Source organism: Desulfosporosinus sp. Tol-M2, from assembly GCF_059735615.1.
The window spans coordinates 15,931-33,381 of record NZ_JCAIJG010000178.1; the positions used below are offsets into that span (position 1 = coordinate 15,931).

17 protein-coding genes are annotated in these 17,451 nt (G+C 44.9%); 2 read left to right on the forward strand and 15 right to left on the reverse strand.

Annotated features, from left to right (window positions below; translation table 11 throughout):
- Positions 1 to 76: 76 nt before the first annotated feature.
- The 10 genes from tsf to AC6I5A_RS13370 all read right to left on the reverse strand — a co-directional run bounded on the left by tsf (position 77) and on the right by AC6I5A_RS13370 (position 11,332).
- Positions 77 to 730, reverse strand: a complete 654-nt coding sequence (tsf, locus tag AC6I5A_RS13325; protein ID WP_034616970.1) for a translation elongation factor Ts — start codon at positions 728 to 730, stop codon at positions 77 to 79.
- 18 nt (positions 731 to 748) lie between these two features.
- A complete protein-coding gene (gene rpsB, locus AC6I5A_RS13330) occupies positions 749 to 1,480 on the reverse strand; it encodes a 30S ribosomal protein S2 (RefSeq protein ID WP_034617022.1) in 732 nt (243 codons plus the stop codon).
- Between the two features lie 289 nt (positions 1,481 to 1,769).
- Positions 1,770 to 2,231 (reverse strand): hypothetical protein, encoded by a 462-nt coding sequence (locus tag AC6I5A_RS13335; protein ID WP_034616973.1) that lies wholly within the window; start codon positions 2,229 to 2,231, stop codon positions 1,770 to 1,772.
- Positions 2,232 to 2,352: 121 nt separating this feature from the next.
- Entirely contained in the window at positions 2,353 to 3,738 is a 1,386-nt protein-coding gene (gene hslU, locus AC6I5A_RS13340) for an ATP-dependent protease ATPase subunit HslU (RefSeq protein WP_034616976.1), read from the reverse strand.
- Between the two features lie 11 nt (positions 3,739 to 3,749).
- Positions 3,750 to 4,280: an ATP-dependent protease subunit HslV gene (gene hslV, locus AC6I5A_RS13345; protein WP_034616978.1), complete on the reverse strand. Its 531-nt coding sequence runs from the start codon at positions 4,278 to 4,280 to the stop codon at positions 3,750 to 3,752.
- 84 nt (positions 4,281 to 4,364) lie between these two features.
- Complete coding sequence (gene xerA / locus AC6I5A_RS13350) at positions 4,365 to 5,279, reverse strand: site-specific tyrosine recombinase/integron integrase (RefSeq protein WP_034616980.1); 915 nt, start codon at positions 5,277 to 5,279, stop codon at positions 4,365 to 4,367.
- 8 nt (positions 5,280 to 5,287) lie between these two features.
- Positions 5,288 to 6,607 carry a methylenetetrahydrofolate--tRNA-(uracil(54)-C(5))-methyltransferase (FADH(2)-oxidizing) TrmFO gene (trmFO, locus tag AC6I5A_RS13355; RefSeq protein ID WP_034616982.1) on the reverse strand — a complete coding sequence of 440 codons (1,320 nt, stop codon included), beginning with the start codon at positions 6,605 to 6,607 and terminating at the stop codon, positions 5,288 to 5,290.
- A gap of 65 nt (positions 6,608 to 6,672) precedes the next feature.
- Positions 6,673 to 8,763 (reverse strand): type I DNA topoisomerase, encoded by a 2,091-nt coding sequence (gene topA / locus AC6I5A_RS13360; protein ID WP_034616985.1) that lies wholly within the window; start codon positions 8,761 to 8,763, stop codon positions 6,673 to 6,675.
- Between the two features lie 446 nt (positions 8,764 to 9,209).
- Positions 9,210 to 10,322, reverse strand: a complete 1,113-nt coding sequence (dprA, locus tag AC6I5A_RS13365) for a DNA-processing protein DprA (protein ID WP_052168108.1) — start codon at positions 10,320 to 10,322, stop codon at positions 9,210 to 9,212.
- A gap of 170 nt (positions 10,323 to 10,492) precedes the next feature.
- On the reverse strand, positions 10,493 to 11,332 hold the full coding sequence (locus AC6I5A_RS13370; protein ID WP_034616991.1) for a TIM barrel protein: 840 nt from the start codon (positions 11,330 to 11,332) through the stop codon (positions 10,493 to 10,495).
- Positions 11,333 to 11,592: 260 nt separating this feature from the next.
- On the opposite strand from AC6I5A_RS13370, the gene AC6I5A_RS13375 reads away from it, so the two are divergent.
- Complete coding sequence (locus AC6I5A_RS13375) at positions 11,593 to 11,787, forward strand: small, acid-soluble spore protein, alpha/beta type (RefSeq protein WP_034616993.1); 195 nt, start codon at positions 11,593 to 11,595, stop codon at positions 11,785 to 11,787.
- Positions 11,788 to 12,084: 297 nt separating this feature from the next.
- On the opposite strand, the gene AC6I5A_RS13380 is transcribed toward AC6I5A_RS13375, so the two are convergent.
- Both AC6I5A_RS13380 and AC6I5A_RS13385 read right to left on the reverse strand, forming a co-directional pair.
- On the reverse strand, positions 12,085 to 12,411 hold the full coding sequence (locus AC6I5A_RS13380; protein ID WP_034616996.1) for a type II toxin-antitoxin system RelE/ParE family toxin: 327 nt from the start codon (positions 12,409 to 12,411) through the stop codon (positions 12,085 to 12,087).
- Positions 12,401 to 12,688, reverse strand: a complete 288-nt coding sequence (locus AC6I5A_RS13385; protein WP_497900767.1) for a type II toxin-antitoxin system Phd/YefM family antitoxin — start codon at positions 12,686 to 12,688, stop codon at positions 12,401 to 12,403. Before AC6I5A_RS13385 ends, AC6I5A_RS13380 begins: the two co-directional genes overlap by 11 nt.
- Positions 12,689 to 12,918: 230 nt before the next feature.
- Between AC6I5A_RS13385 and AC6I5A_RS13390 the strand changes: the two genes are divergently transcribed.
- Positions 12,919 to 14,172, forward strand: coding sequence for an ATP-binding protein (locus tag AC6I5A_RS13390; RefSeq protein WP_034616999.1), 1,254 nt, complete (start codon positions 12,919 to 12,921; stop codon positions 14,170 to 14,172).
- Between the two features lie 4 nt (positions 14,173 to 14,176).
- On the opposite strand, the gene AC6I5A_RS13395 is transcribed toward AC6I5A_RS13390, so the two are convergent.
- From AC6I5A_RS13395 to AC6I5A_RS13405, 3 genes are all read right to left on the reverse strand, one after another.
- Positions 14,177 to 14,494, reverse strand: coding sequence for an ATP-binding protein (locus tag AC6I5A_RS13395; protein WP_497900768.1), 318 nt, complete (start codon positions 14,492 to 14,494; stop codon positions 14,177 to 14,179).
- 349 nt (positions 14,495 to 14,843) lie between these two features.
- Positions 14,844 to 15,953, reverse strand: a complete 1,110-nt coding sequence (locus AC6I5A_RS13400) for a hypothetical protein (RefSeq protein WP_034617002.1) — start codon at positions 15,951 to 15,953, stop codon at positions 14,844 to 14,846.
- Between the two features lie 16 nt (positions 15,954 to 15,969).
- Positions 15,970 to 17,451 (reverse strand): YifB family Mg chelatase-like AAA ATPase (locus AC6I5A_RS13405; RefSeq protein WP_034617005.1); only part of this gene is annotated, 1,482 nt, incomplete at its 5' end.

A 17,451-nucleotide genomic window follows, 5' to 3' on the forward strand; every position in this document is an offset into this window, starting at 1 on the left:
GCTTGGAGAGAGAAATCCTCTCACATTCGAAAAAGAGAACACCAGGGTGTTCTCTAGATAGATTGTCTAGGTTGACTTATCGATTCATTTCTTTCATGACATCTGATGCAAAATCATCTTGTCGTTTTTCAAGACCCGCACCTAACTCATAGCGAGTAAACCGACGAACAACAATGCGCTCACCGATTTTGGCGGTTTTATCGAGCACCAATTCGCGGATGCTTTTATCTGGATCTTTGACGAAAGCTTGGTCCATTAAACAAACTTCTTTATAGAACTTTTCGATCCGACCTTCTACCATCTTTTCAATTATCTTCTCAGGCTTTCCTTCATTAAGTGCTTGAGCTTTTAAGATATCTCTCTCATGCTGGAGTACTTCTGCGGGCACATCTTCTTTGTTCAAATATTGTGGGTTCGATGCTGCTATATGCAACCCAAGATCATGAACTAACGTTCTAAATTCATCCCCGCGAGACACAAAGTCTGTTTCACAGTTCACTTCAAGCAACACGCCGATGCGTCCGCCGCCATGAATATAGGACTCAATAGTCCCTTCAGCTGCAATCCGCCCTTCCTTTTTAGCAGCGGCTGCAAGTCCTTTCTCGCGTAGAAAATCACAGGCCTTTTCAACATCACCATTACATTGTTCAAGTGCCTTTTTGCAATCCATCATTCCTGCCCCGGTACGTTCCCTGAGTTCTTTTACTTGAGTTGCACTAACTCCTGCCATGGTCACACCTCCAGATTCCTATTCTTCTCCATCTCCATCTCCATCTCCATCTTCCTCTTCGCCATCGTTACTAAGTTGCCCTTCGATAATTGCATCAGCCATCTTCGAAGTGAGTAACTTGACAGCACGGATTGCATCATCGTTAGCCGGAATTACAACATCGATTTCATCCGGATCGCAGTTTGTATCCACAATTGCAACAATCGGAATTTTCAAACGGCGTGCTTCGGCGACCGCTATACGCTCTTTTCGAGGATCTACGATAAACAAGGCCTCTGGCAGTTTTTTCATATTTTTGATGCCACCTAAAAAGCGTTCCAATTTCTCCATCTCATGACGGAGTGTCGAAACTTCTTTCTTCGTGAGCACTTCGAAAACCCCTTCAGTTTCCATCCGTTCCAAAACGCGCAAACGATCGACACGTTTCTGGATCGTTTGGAAATTCGTAAGCATACCGCCTAACCAACGCTCGTTCACATAATACATGCCACAACGTTCCGCTTCATCTTTGACCGACTCTTGAGCTTGTTTCTTAGTACCCACGAATAACATGGTCCCACCCTCAGCAGCGAGGTTCCGAACATAGTTATAGGCTTCATCCACTTTTTTTACGGTTTTTTGCAGATCAATAATATAGATCCCATTGCGCTCCGTAAAAATATAGCGCGCCATTTTCGGATTCCAACGACGAGTTTGATGTCCGAAGTGGACACCTGCTTCCAATAATTGTTTCATAGAAATTACTGCCATTCTTGTTAAACCAACTTTCTTTTGTTTTTTCCTCCGCAGGTTCATCTCAAAACGCCCCCTGCCTCCCGACAGGGAACTAACGCCTTAATCCCTCTGCGTGTTTTATTATAAATCACACTGCCAATAGATTAGCACATTCTTCAGGGCTTTGCAACGAATTGCCTGCAAATAGCAGTATCCTAATCAGTGAACTCGTTTACGCTAAAGCTGAACATCGAGGCTTCAGATGGGGACTCTACCCCATCTGAAGTTACGAAGAACCCACCCCCACTTATAGAAGTGGGGGGTCTCAGGATTGGATCAAACCGGCATAGCTCTCCAGATTTGAGCGCAAATCGTACTTCTGGATGAAAATCTCTAAGTCACTCATAAGCTCGGGAAAGGGAAAATAGAATTCGCTCAGGTAATAAAGCTTACCTCCCGTACGGATCTGAGCCACTTCCTGCCCTTTTCCATCAAAATAGAAGGCTACCCGACGAATATCTTGCGGTTCTAAGATGTGTGTACCAAGTAACGACCGAAAGACAATTTGCCGATCTTTAATATACACATGTTTACTCTTCCCGATAACCCATAAAAATAAAATTCCGAACGCTGCTGTGACGTAGATCCCTATTAAAATCCTTAGTTCTATGATTGGGAGTTTATTAAAGAAATGCACACCCCCTATAACAAGGGGATAAAGGATTAAAAACATAACGGCGGGAACGATAAGCGGTCTCAGTTGGTAAACATAATCATGTTCATCCATGAAAAAACCTCCTGCTAAACAGTAAGATTACTCCCTGCGGAGCCCGTCAAGGTCTGTAAAGATGACATGCCCTCGAACCTCGTACCCCGAACTTCGCGTCTCGATAAGTCGATCATTGTATCTACAGAATATAGCGCGCTAAATCTTGATTTTGGACAACATTGCCTAAACGCTGTTGAACATATTCTCGATTAATGGTCACCGTATAATCTCCAGGCAGTTCCGAGGCTTCGAAAGACAATTCTTCAAGTACTTTTTCTACAATCGTATGGAGTCGTCTAGCCCCGATATTTTCTGTGCTGGAATTGACTTTGTAGGCAACCTCTGCTAATTCATCAATCGCATTCTCGGTAAAATCTACCATTATGCCTTCCGCTCCCAATAATGCGCTGTACTGTTTAATCAACGACGATTGAGGTTCCGTAAGAATACGTTTGAAATCAGCTACGCTTAACGATTCAAGTTCCACCCGAATAGGGAATCTTCCCTGAAGTTCCGGAATAAGATCAGACGGCTTGCTGAGATGGAAGGCGCCTGCAGCAATAAACAGGATATGATCGGTTTCAACCGGGCCATACTTTGTTGCGATAGTAGAGCCTTCCACGATCGGGAGAATGTCGCGTTGTACTCCTCCCCTGGAAACGTCCGGGCCGCCCGCACCATCGCGACCGGCAATTTTATCAATTTCGTCCAGGAAAACTATACCCTCATGTTCTGTTCTTCGAATAGCATCCTGAACCGCTTCATCTTGATCTATTAGATTTTGAGTTTCTTCATGGACCAAGATCTTTCGCGCTTCGCGAACAGTTACGTTTCTCTTTTTGTGCCGCTTAGGGAGCATACCTGACATCATATCCTGGATATTCAAGCCCATTTCCATCATGTTATTGTTGCCCAGCATATCGGAAAGCGGCGTAGTTTCTTCAACCGTAATTTCAATAACCTGCTCTTCAAGGTCCCCCCGCTGCAAGCGGTCAGCTACTAACTTACGTTTTTTCTCCATTTCGGGAGTCAGGTCGATCTTCTTTTCTGAATCCGGAGTTTGCCCAAACAACATCTGAAAGGGGTTGCCAGATGTACTCTCGGAACGTTTTCCCGGAACTAACAGCTCGATTAAGCGTTGCTCGGCCTTGATTGCTGCCTGGGCTTGCACCTTATCAGCGCGCTCCACCTTCACCATCCGTAAAGCTATCTCGACCAAGTCACGAATAATGGCTTCCACATCCCGGCCTACATACCCAACTTCCGTAAATTTCGTGGCTTCAATCTTAATAAATGGGGCGTGAACAAGCTTTGATAACCGCCGGGCAATCTCCGTCTTGCCAACGCCTGTTGGACCAATCATTAAAATATTTTTGGGTATAATTTCTTCTTGCAATTGCTCTGACAAACAAGAACGACGGTAGCGATTACGCAAAGCAACCGCAACAGCTCGTTTTGCCGCATCTTGTCCTACGATAAACCTGTCTAATTCACGGACAATTTCTCGAGGTGTCAAGTTGTCCATAGTCTCACCCCCTATAACTCTTCCACATTAATTTGTTCATTAGTATAAACACAAATTGAAGCAGCTATAAGCATCGCCTCTCGTACGATCTCCTTCGTCGGTAAATCGGTATGTTTCACCAAAGCGCGAGCGGCGGCTAAAGCATAGTTTCCACCTGATCCAATGGCGGCGATTCCATCATCCGGTTCAATCACTTCACCCGATCCGGATACAATCAAGAGATTTTGGGTATCCGCCACGATAAGCAATGCTTCAAGGTTCCGCAGCATTTTGTCTGTTCGCCATTCCTTCGCCAGCTCTACAGCCGCACGCTGAAGATTTCCATGATACTCTTCGAGTTTTTTTTCAAACTTATCAAATAGTGTAAACGCATCCGCGACGGATCCCGCAAACCCTGCAATCACTTTTCCTTTAAACAAACGACGCACTTTCCGGGCTTTATGTTTCATTACGGTTGCCTGCCCAAAGGTTACTTGGCCGTCACCCGCTATGGCTACTTGTTCCCCTTTTTTCACTGCGATAATGGTCGTTGCCTGAAACAAAACTAACACCCCTTTCAATAAAGTTTACAAGGAATTTTTAGCGTGTCAAGTAAATTGTAGGCAATTTGCATTATTTATGAATAATCACTCTACTTGCGGCCTATGGGTTTCTTTCGCTCGGGGATGCGCCTGAGCATAGACTTTTTTAAGTCGTTCTCGGGTTAGATGTGTATATATTTGGGTTGAAGAAAGCTTGGTATGGCCCAGTAACTCTTGCACACTTCTTAAATCCGCTCCGCCATCCAACATATGCGTCGCAAAAGAATGACGGAGCATATGTGGATTTACATGTTGTTCCAGACTAATCCCCGCGACCAGTTTGTCCAAAATCCGTCTGACAGACCTGGCTGATAACCGCGTCCCCTGGTAATTGAGTAAAAGAATATTAAAGGGATCCTTCCTCATCCCGAGATACCTTTCGATGGCCTGGATCGCATGGTTTGTGATAGGGACCACCCGTTCCTTACTCCCCTTGCCAAGGACTCGAATCAGCCCGATCTCTAAATCAAGATTCTCCCGATCTAAGCCAACCAGTTCACTAACCCTAAGTCCGGACCCATAGAGCAACTCGATAATTACTTGATCGCGAGCACCCAGTAGATCTGAACACTCCGGAGCCCGGAGCAGCCTCTCAACCTGATCTAAATATAGAAAATTCGGAAGTTTTCGTCCTAGTTTTGGACTTGCTACCCGCTGGACCGGGTTTATCTGGAGTATTTCCTTACGGCATAAGAATTTGAAAAACGACCGTAGAGCGGCAAGCTTACGAGCCATACTTTTTCTCGTCAAGCCGTATTCCGCCAAGACCCCCAGAAAACCGCGCACAATATAGACATCGATCAGATCCGGCGTGAGCGTTTCGAATTCCTGACCCAGTTCAAAGGCGGCAAACCTAAAAAACTGAACAAGATCGGTTTGATAAGCGGCAACTGTGAGAACCGATCTGTTTTGAGAATGCTGATAACCGGCAAATAAACTTAAAGCCTCATCTATTTTCAAACAGTCGCTTACCTCCCCAAATCCTCCCCCGCACAAAACTCTCTTAAGGACTCCAAAGCCCGTGCAGAAATCCTGGCGTTTCTTTCACGCTTATTTCGGATCCGTTCTGATAAGGGCGGAAGCAATCCGAAATTCATATTCATCGGTTGAAAATTTTCACTGGGCGACCCTTCCAAATGTCGTGCCAGTCCGCCTAACGTCGTTACAGAGGGAAAGACGAGCGGTGACATCCGGCTCAGGCGCCGCCAAGCATTAAGACCTGCCAGAAGTCCGCTGGCAGCAGATTCAACATATCCTTCAACCCCTGTCATTTGGCCGGCAAAGAAAAGCTCCGGTTTATTCTTTAAACTGAAATCCACTTTGAGGACTTTTGGGGCATTGAGAAAAGTATTGCGGTGCATTACACCATATCGCATAAATTCGGCATTTTCCAAACCGGGAATTAACGAAAAAACTCGTTTTTGTTCCCCCCATTTTAACTGTGTTTGAAAACCCACCAAATTAAAGAGTGTGCCTGCCTGATTTTCCTTACGAAGCTGTACAACGGCAAAGGGTTTAATCCCAGTTCTTGGATCCTGCAAGCCAACAGGCTTTAATGGACCAAACGTCAGAGTCTGAAGGCCACGCTTGGCCATCACTTCAACAGGCAGACAGCCTTCGAAAACTTTTTCTCGTTCAAATCCTTGGACTTCCGCTGTCTCCGCCTGAACTAAGGCCTCATGAAACAGTTCGTACTCTTCCCTGGTCATCGGACAGTTCAAATAGTCTGCTTCTCCCTTATCATAACGCGAAGCCCAAAAGGCCTTACTAAGATCTATGGATTCCAGCGTAACGATCGGAGCCGCCGCGTCGTAAAAAGAAAGTGCTTCTTCTCCGGTTAACTTCAAAATATCTTCCGCTAAATCATCCGATGTCAATGGGCCGCTAGCAACAATGGTGATCCCAATCTGCGGAATTCTATGTACTTCTCCCCGATAAATAGAGACATAGGGATGTTCTTCCAACCTTTTGGTAACCTCATTCGAGAAAAGTTCCCGATCAACTGCTAAAGCGCTGCCGGCGGGAACCGCGTTATGATCAGCAGCGCTCAAAATGAGGGACCCTAAGCGGCGCATTTCTTCTTTTAATAAGCCTACCGCAATTTCTAAACCTGCCCCCCGCAGCGAGTTGCTGCATACTAGTTCTGCAAATCGGTCGGTATGATGCGCTGGGGTAAATCTAATTGGACGCATTTCGTATAAATCAACCATCACACCGCGTTCGGCAAGTTGCCAGGCAGCCTCGGAACCTGCGAGGCCTGCTCCGATAACAGTTATTGGTTGCTGCATGTATCTATTCTCTCCTTATACCAATAGCTCTGTTTAGCGAAATTTATTCGAAATATAGCCGGGATTCAGCCTTCTTCCATCGTTATAGTATAACAGCATTCCTGATTCGTGCACACCTGTTTCTTATATCGTTTCGAAGATTTGATTACCATTATTTGGTGACACTCCGGGCAAGGTTCCGAGGCGGGCATTTCCCATGACACAAAATCACAGTCCGGATAGCCGCTACAGCCATAAAACTTCCGACCTTTCTTTGAGCGTCGCGTAACGAGAGGTTTGGAGCATCTCGGACAATTAACGCCTACTTCTTCAAAAAGTGGTTTGGTATTCCGACACTCCGGAAAACCTGGACAAGCCAGAAATTTACCGTAGCGCCCCATCTTAATCACCATATTTCGCCCACAAAGATCGCAATGTTCTTCGGAAACTTGATCCACTATTGTGACTTTTCCAATCTTCTCTTCAGCCTGAGCCAAAGTCACGGAGAAAGGCCTATAATAGTCTTCAACCACCGACTTCCAGGGAGCCCTTCCTTCTTCAACTAGATCAAGCTTCTCCTCCAAATTAGCTGTAAATTCCAAATTCAAAATATCCGGGAAATATTCTTTAAGTAAAGTGATTACGATCTCTCCAAGTTCTGTAGGAAGGAGTTGTTTTTCCTCTTTAACAACATACCCCCGGGTTTGAATGGTTTCAATAGTTGGTGCATATGTACTTGGTCTCCCAATACCCTCCTCCTCCATCTTGCGAACGAGAGAGGCCTCTGTAAAGCGCGGCGGTGGTTCCGTAAAATGTTGTTTGTCCTGGAGTTTAACAAGTTTAAGTTTATCTCCGGTAGAGACTGAAATCGTCAAGGAGCTTTGTTCTTCATCGGTTAATTCATCTTCATCTTTGCCTTCTTCATAGACAGCTAAAAACCCAGGAAAACGAACTGTTGACGCATTCGCTCGAAATAAATAATCCCCCCCCAGCACATCGACCGTTAAAGTATCCATGATGGCCACACTCATCTGACTGGCAATAAAGCGCTCCCATACCAAGCGGTATAAGCGCAGCTGATCCCGTGATATAATCCCCTTCAGTAAATCCGGAGTCCGCAAAGCAACCGTCGGACGGATCGCTTCATGCGCTTCCTGAGCCCGGGCTTTATTGGTGAACTGGCGGGGTTCAGGGGGATAGTAATCATTCCCATAGTGTGTCAGAATCCATTCCTTCGCCTCCGCTTGGGCAGTTTCGGCGATCTTCACAGAATCTGTCCGCATGTACGTAATTAAACCGACGGCTCCTTCTTTACCCAGGTCAAGACCCTCATACAATTGCTGAGCTAACATCATGGTACGCTTAGGCGAAAAACCCAATTTGCGATGGGCTTCTTGCTGCAAACTGCTCGTTGTAAAGGGAGGAGCCGGGAGGTTTTTCTTCTCTTTCTTACGAACATCAGATACTTGAAATTCTTTCCCCCTTAAATCCTTTAAGACTGCTTCCATTTCTTCTCGAGAGGCGATTGCGACCTTTTGCCCGGATTTTTTTAAAAGCTTTGTCTGAAACTTTCCCCCGGCAAATTGGAGGTCTGCCGTTAGACTCCAATACTCATCCGCAACAAAAGCCCTTATTTGCTCTTCCCGGTCCTCAATTAACCGTACCGCTACGGATTGCACTCGACCTGCACTTAAACCTTTCTTGATTTTCCGCCAGAGCAAAGGGCTTAACTGATAACCGACCAAACGATCCAATACCCGGCGGGCTTGCTGGGCATCCACCCGATTCAGATCAATCTGACGCGGATGCTTAAGTGCAGTCTGGATAGCCGTTTTGGTGATTTCGTGAAATTCAATTCGATTTTTTTTGTTCAGATCAAGACCTAATAAATGGGAAAGATGCCAGGCAATTGCTTCTCCCTCACGGTCAGGGTCAGAAGCCAATAACACTTTATCCGCCCCTTTAGCTGCCAGACGTAAAGCCTTAATCAAATCTCCCCGCCCACGAATCGCAATATATTTGGGTTCGAAGTCGTGTTCTAAATCTACACCTAATTGACTCTTCGGTAAGTCCCGCAAATGTCCCATTGAAGCTTTGACCGAATAACGGCTTCCCAGGAATTTGCTGATTGACTTTGCCTTGGCTGGGGACTCTACAATAACAAGCGTTTTAGACATAATTTCACCTCAAATAAGCTTTAAGAAACTCTATTATCGAGGTTCGCTGCACCGAGGCACGAAGTTCGAACTCGAATTGTTTTCTGACTGAAAACAAGGTTTATGGACAAATAATGATTATTTGAACAACTACAGGTAACTGGAAGCCTGAGAACACCAATTCATCCAATCGTGAGACCCCCACTTCTCCAAGTGGGGGTGGTCCCCCGTACTCTGCTTCGGTGGGGGTAGGCTCCGACTTCGCCGCTAAGAGTTCCTTTTGGGTCGTGCGGCTTCGGCGAAAGTCTCCACTGGAGGCTTTCGTCACCGAAGTCTCGATGTTCAACTTTTAGTTGAACGAGTTCACTGTAACAGAAAAATCTTCTTAGGGATTCATGTTCAGAGTTCTGTTTTAGGTTAACGTTGGTCAAACTAAGCCTTATCTTAACGCCTTTTTCATAGTATGTCTAGCACTCCCGAGCTAATACATAATGTTGCCCCGGTAATTGTATGATTTTTCCGCCTAATTGCAGTTCCAATAAGGCCAGCGAAATACTGCACGCGGGAAGTGTCGAGTGAATCGTAATCTGATCAATATGCAAAGGAACGTCACTTAACAACTGAAGAATTGACCCAAGATCCATTTCGCCTGGAAGCTCCTTTTCCTCATGCAAGAGTTCGGTGTTAAGCAAAGCATTATCCCCCTGTTTCGACCAGGCAGGTACCTCATTCCAAATATCTTCAATCCCTTCCACAATTTTTGCTCCCTGACGCAGTAAATGATGAGTCCCCCGGCTCACCTTGCTAAAAATAGGACCAGGTACAGCAAATACTTCCCGCCCTTGTTCCAAGGCGAAATCTACTGTGATCAGAGCGCCGCTTTTTTTCGCTGCCTCTACGACCAGAACCCCTCGGGAACACCCGCTGATTAAGCGATTTCGCGCTGGGAAATTGACGGCATTGGGCGGAGTACCCGGTGCAAATTCACTCAATAATGCGCCTTTAGCTAAAATGTCCATGGCAAGGCGTTGGTTTTCCAGAGGATATATCCGGTCAAGACCGCATCCGAGAATAGCCCAGGTTATTCCCCCACTATCGAGCGCCCCTTGATGGGCAGCAGTATCAATCCCTCGAGCCAGACCGCTGGCAATGACAATTCCTTTGGCTGCAGCGTTGCCGGCCAACATCCGTGCCGCGGCTTTTCCATAAGCTGTCGCTTGACGTGAACCTACTATAGCTAACACCTCCGCATCTCCTCGGAGATGCCCACGATAATAGAGAAGTGGAGGCGCATCCGCCAGCTCAGCCAGTAAGACGGGATAACCAGGTTCATCTGGTGTAATTATCCGAATTCCCTGCTTGCTCAAGGACTCTCCAATCTCCCGAGGATCAATGTTATTTCTCCCCTTTAAAATTTCCCCAATCCATTTTCCCTGGTTTGGGACCTGAAAATATTTACTCTGAGGAGCCTCCCATGCTTTCACTGCACTTCCAAAGTAAGCAATAAGCTGACGTAAATGTTGGCTTCCAACGCCCTTAATCGTGCGTAATGCAGCTCGAACCAGCTTTTCCTGTTCCATCACCAAAGTGCGCCCCTCCTTTACCCTCCTTTTCTGGACAAAAGGACACTTCTCCTGCGTAAAACATTGTCGAATATCCACTTTCTATATGAAATAATGGGATGCTTAGGAGTACCCCGCTCGTCTTCGGTGGGGACAGGCATCCTACGGGCGAAAGTGTTCTTTTGAGGTCAGCCCTGCTTACGTAAGGCCAGATAAGTCTGTTGTAAGAGCAAAGCATCTTCTTCCAGGTTCGGGCTTTCGCAGATGACCAACCCTTCCACGCCAAATGTCAGACAGGCTTTGAGTAATTCTTTATAACACAAGTCGGATTCCTTTAAGACAAGGTGTCGCTTCTCGCCCTTTAATCCATATTCAATGCCCGAAATATGGAAATGGACATTTTTTACCCAGCGATCTCTCAACCCCTCGGCAAGTTCATTAAGTATCTCACAAAACTCGTCATAAGAGTTGTACCTTCCATTGGTCCGTGCATGAAGATGACTAAAGTCAATACATGGCAATACCCCAGAAACCTCTTTGGCAATTCGAATAGTTTCCGCCAGATCACCAAACTGAGTCCCTTTTCCCGTTGTTTCCGGACGAAGGATCACGTCATTTCCCTCCGCATCAAGAGTTTCCCGCACCAGGTTAAGTTCGCGAACTACCCGCGCAAGAACCACTTCCGGCGAATCATCATGATTGAAAGCCGGATGAAAAATAACGCTCCGCACGCCAAGGATTTGCGAGATACGTGCGGTATGAATTATACGATCCCGGCTCGCCTTAATTTTCTCGGGCTCACGAGAGTTGAGATTAATATAATAAGGGGCATGGCAAGTCAAAGCAACATTTTCCTCTATCGCGACGGCACCAACTTTTCTCGCCTTCTCTTCACCCATACGCACCCCGTTAACAAATTCTATTTCTAAGGCACCAAGATTCAACGCCCGAATATATCGCACTCCACCTTCACTGGAGCGATCCGTTGCGGTAAGCGGGACTCCTGCGGTTCCAAACAATAATGACAAAAATATTCACCCCATCGCTGTTTTTTCATATTATAACCTATTTCCCTAAAAAGCCAATGTACTCCTTTTGCTCAACGCCACAAAATGTCTGCGCTATGATGTCAATTGTTTTCTCCAGTAATACATAATTCATTAAAAGTGGCTATTCATTCCGTAATTACCAAGAATATTTGAATTTTTATTACATACTGTCTTTGCCAAAAAGTTATACTAATATCACTTTCATCAACAATGCTATCTCAATGAAAGGAGGAATCCTCATGTCAAGACGACGTAGTAGTATCATGTCTAACCAGTTAAAGGAACAAATTGCTCAAGAGTTAGGTTTTGCAGGGACCCTTCAACAAGAAGGATTTGGAGGAGTTTCTTCAAGAGACTGTGGCAACATGGTGAAAATGGCTATTGAATTGGCGGAACGCAATCTTCCGGGAAAAAAGAACAATGATTTGAGGTAAACTATATTATTTCAGGTTAGCCTCAAGACCGCTCAAAACTAATAGTTTCGAGCGGTCTTTGCATACTTTGGCCAGGCATAGAATGCACTGCCAGCACTGTTTTCATGACCATAGGCTTTCCTTCCCAATCGTATTTATGATTTATTTTACAGTCTCGATATAAATAATATCGTTTATTTTACCATCGGCGAGGCTCATACCCTGGAAATAGCCGAAATTCATACCCCAAGCCGATACGGAAAAGTAAAAGAGAGGCGTTGCCCCTCAAGGGATAGCGCCTCTTAATATGATTTAGAATTATTTATTCAAGATGCACTTGTCATCATCTTGCCGACAATCCTGGATATCATCCACAAACACTTGATTGCCAATAATCTGATAAACGATCCGATACCTTTTGTTTGATAGTATATAATGGTATTTGCCGACTGGAAGATATGGACGGTTATACACAGGATAACGGAACGGATCGGTTCGGAGATTCCGAATATCTTTAAGCAATCCATCCAAAAGCCTATTTGCTGCATTAACGCTGACACCCGCTAAAAATTCAAAATGGTCATACATTCTGCTATTTGCCTCGGATGCGATAATTACCTGATATACCTTTTCATTACACTCCATTCTCCGCTCCCCTGGCGATTGCTTCTCTCATGTTTTTTTCGAACTCATCAACCGTATATCCTTGAGTTCCAAGCAAACGGGAACGTTCCACCGTAAGCAAACGCTCGGCTGTCGCCAAATCATCCTCACGCCGGTTGAATGTTTCCATATCCATGATAACTGTATCGCCGACGCCATTTCTGGTTAAAAATACAGGTACTTTCATTTTACGACAAATATCAGCGATACTGTTGTAATTTTTCCGAAGCTCACTTGATGACTTAATTATTGTACCCAATTTTTTCACTCCCGATAGTCAAATTTATATCAATATTATACCCTTATAAGACTAAAATAACAAGCTGATTTTTTGTTGCTGATGTGCAAAATTGTGCTAAGTTATGGCGTTACACATGGCTATGGTTTCTATTGACGATACACATTTATCCGTCTATAATAAAATAATGCTTTAGAAATGACAATTACCCTTCTGTATGAACCATGTATAATGATAGTGAGGTGCAGCCTATGTATATCAAACGGGCTATTGAAGACTCCATTATAAAAATATCAAAATCTTTTCCTGTTCTACTGATGACTGGGCCGAGACAGGTGGGTAAAACGACCCTCCTCCAGCATCTTACCGAGCCGGAGAGAACCTATATTACATTGGACGATCCCGATATGCGTTTTCTTGTTAAGAGCGATCCGGCACTGTTCATGCAGCGCTATACGCCACCGGTCATTATTGACGAAATTCAATATGCGCCGGAAATCCTCCCTTATATCAAGATGAGCGTGGATCGCTCCGGAAGAAAGGGCGATTTTTGGCTGACCGGCTCACAGATGTTCCACATGATGAAAAACGTCAGTGAGTCCTTGGCGGGGCGTGTTGGTATTGTAAATCTTCAGGGCTTATCGAGCAGTGAAATTAATGGCGTACCCTCCGAACCCTTTACAACTTCCCCGGAGCGGCTAATGAGCCGTATAAGAGCCATTAAAAAAATGAATTTGTCCGAAATATACGAACATATTTTCCGAGGCGGGTTACCGGCACTATACGCAGACAATGAGATCAATCTGGAAACCTTTTACTCTTCTTACTTCAACTCATATCTGCAGCGTGACATCAAGGATCTGACCCAGGTGGCAGATGAAATGTCTTTTTACAATTTTATGGTTGCCGTTGCCGCCCGCACCGCAAAGCCAATCATATATGACGAACTGGCGAAGGATACCGGCGTCAGCGCACCCACTGCTAAAAAGTGGCTGTCGATTTTGGTATCATCCCACATTGTGGCGATTGTGCAACCTTACCAAAATAATGTGCTCAAGCGAATGGTAAAAACACCGCTTTTGCATTTTTTGGATACGGGACTGTGTGCTTATCTACTCAAGTGGGGGAATGCCGAAATACTCGAAAGAGGTGCAATGGCCGGCGCATTTTTCGAAAGCTGGGTATTTTCCGAGATTTATAAGAGCTATTTGAACGACGCGAAGGAACCACCTATCTTCTATTACCGGGACAAGGATAAAAAGGAGATTGACCTGCTGCTAATGCAGAACGGTACCTTATATCCCATCGAGGTAAAAAAATCTGCATCCCCCGGCACGGAGGCAATCAAACATTTTAAAGTGCTTAACCCGGTAACCGAACCGGAGCGCTTTGGAAGCTTGAATCAGCATAAGATGGAGATCGGCACAGGTGCTGTTGTCTGCATGACAAGCGATCTCTTGCCCATCGATAAGAAAAACTGGTATGTTCCTGCATGGCTGATCTGAAGAATTAGCTTTTGCTTGTTGTTCTTCCGTTCTCACCTGTAAAACCCTTATCAAAAATGCGGGGCAGGTCGCCTTCGGAAATACCTGTCCCATTATCACAGATAGAAAGAATAATCTTGCCTTGCTCCGCATGAGCTTCAAAGATTAGGGAAGGATTTTTGCCACTGTATTTAACTGTATTGACAATAAGCTGATTGAGAATAAATCCAATCCATTTTTCGTCGGTATAAACGACATAATCACAGTTTTCTACTTGTACGGCGATCTGATTTTGCAGGAGCAGCTGTTTGTTTTCCGCAATAGCGCGTGAACCATATCCAATAAAGTGACTTCTTTAATTAAAAACCTTTTTAAGCATACCGTCCTCACTTTCATTGAAGCACGCGCAATATACGTCCTGACCACATCCGCAATAACCAATATCTGCCACATCCAATAATTACATACACTGCATTCGGATATAACTCTACTTTGATGAAATACTCCAATTTTTTTCGTCCGCGCCAGGACGATGCGTCCTTTGCACGACATGTGGTAGAACGTTCTGCGGGTTCCCGAAATTGTCCTAAATGACAACGTTCTGCTAAAATGATAGAGCTACACCAAGAAAAATTATAATTTCCAGTTCACTCCATAATTTATTTTTTGCTTGTTCAATTCTTTCATCTTTCCTATTTAATAATCAACATCCCGGTATATGTCTGTATGTTATTGTCCTCATTTGTTCGAAGTAGGAACAGGTAATATCCCTTATCCTTTGGCAATATGATCTGTCCATTTGCATCTGTGTTTATTACCGTAAGGGTGTCCAGTCCGATTTCCTTTTCAACTTTCTCTCTTGTCAATCTCACTATGCGACAATCCATTAGCTCTCTTTTTTCCGGATACTTCACGACAACAGTCTCATCGTCTGAAAAGCTCGCAATTCTTCGATAATTATCAGAAAGATACAATGGTTTTATATCCTGAGGGAGGATAAATGAGTCCACAAGACTCATATGCCCTGCCGGCTGTAAATGTAGCACATTGCGATTGTTGTTCTTATCGGTTTTGCCCTCAAGGCAAACCTCGCCTGCCTCATACCCCTTATACCATTCGATTGGAGTCAGCATAGGTGTAAACGTGAAAGCAAAGGAATTATAGACCTCTGCCTTCTTCGACTTAAGATAATCAGGCATATAATCTATACTACGCTCAATATGCATTTTTAAAATAGACTTCTTTTCCCCACTGTTAAATATGAAAATAAGATCCCTGGGTATATCCCTGCCTTCGACAGGCATTATATACCCTTGAGAGTTATCAAATAGTCGACTGTCCTTCGGATTAATGTATTTGACTATTTTTTTACTAGGTAATACACTAACTGTTTTATCCGAAAAGATAGCCTCTACTTTTTCGACAGGGACCGGATTAGCATTGTATTGGCGTGTTTCAGATCCTGCCAGTCCGAAATATATGTAACGCCCTTTAAACTGTGTATAATTGAGAGTCCAACAGTAGCTTCCCCGTGTGAGGTATGTAACTTTATTGTTGTCATCAACGAAGTGCAGCTCGGGATAATGTTCCCCTTCCATCAGCATATCGGCAAGTACAAGTGTGCCGCCTTCAAAAGAGATTTGCTCATATATTATTATCGGTTCACTGGTATTTCCATAAAACTCCACTATTGTATCTGCAATTGATTTTTTATCATCTATTACTTCTTTAGGCGTGGACTGTTCTAAAGAGCACCCTGCAAGTAAAATAAAAATACACAAGGCTCCTAACAATTTCTTCACAAAACATTTCCCTCCATCAATATTGTTGTTTATCCAAGGTGCGAAACTGTATTGCCTCCGCTAAATGTTCCGGAAGAATATCTGAGGAATCTCCCAGATCCGCAATCGTGCGCGCAACCCTTAAAATTCGATCATGAGAGCGTGCGCTAAGATGTTGGCTATCAAAAATCCTTTGTAAGAGGGACTCCCCACTCGGAGTCAACTTGCCAAATTCTTTAGTTTCCTTAGCCGTCATTTCCGCATTGGTTTTTGCCGGTCCAAGACGGGCCCATTGTCTGCTGCGGACGGCCATCACTCGCTCCCGAACCACACTTGAAGACTCGACATCAGTGATATCCTTTAACTCCGAGTAATTCAGCCTTGGCACCTCAATATGCATGTCAAAGCGATCCAAAAGCGGACCGGAAATCCTTCCCCGATAATTTTGAATTTGCATTGGGGTACATGAGCATACATGACCTTGATCACCATAATATCCACACGGACAAGGGTTCATACTTGCGATAACACTGACATGAGCAGGATAGGTAATGCTCCCTGATTGTCGAGTGATCGTCAATTCCCGATCTTCCAAAGGTTGACGGAGACATTCCAGGACTTCACGAGCAAACTCTGGCAACTCATCCAAAAAGAGCACACCATAATTCGCAAAGCTTAACTCACCAGGACGCAAATCGCGCCCTCCCCCAATCATTCCTGCCTTGGTGACGGTATGGTGAGGACTTCGAAAAGGACGATGTTGAACCAAAGAACCATTACAATTCAGCAGCCCACTAACACTGTAAAGCTGAGTGACTTCAATGCTTTCCTGCTCGCTTAATTGAGGAAGGATCCCTGAGTAGGCCTTAGCCAGGAGCGTCTTGCCCGATCCTGGTGGCCCAACCAAAATGACATTGTGTCCCCCTGCGGCAGCAATCTCCAAAGCTCGTTTAACATGTTGTTGTCCATGTATATCCGCCCAATCCACCTGGCTTCTATTACCTGCTTCAGCTTGCGGCAGCAGGGTGGAAATCGTATCGTCGAAGTTATGCTTTTTTTCAAGGGCCTGCAGGATTTGCCCTAAGGTGGCAGTGCTATGTGTTTCTAGCCCAGTCACAAGACGCGCTTCAGCCAAATTTTCAGGAGAAACTACCAGGCATATCCCTTCGACAGTATTCTCCCCTGCTAATTCCAGCTTATTATTCTCCCGTTTCAGAGTGATAGCCATAGTCAATACACCTGGAACAGGACGAAGCGTCCCCTCTAACGATAATTCGCCGGAGAAAACATACTGATCAAGGGTAGAACAAAAGCACTGTTCAGTGGCCGCTAAAATCCCTATGGCAATCGGCAGATCAAGACCTGACCCTTCTTTACGCAAATCCGCAGGCGCCAAATTAACAGTTACCCGCTGCAAAGGGAACTGATAGCCTGAGTTTCGAATAGCTGAGCGAACTCGATCCCGCGCCTCTCTAACAGCTGCGTTAGGCAGACCGACAATATCAAAACTCGGCAGACC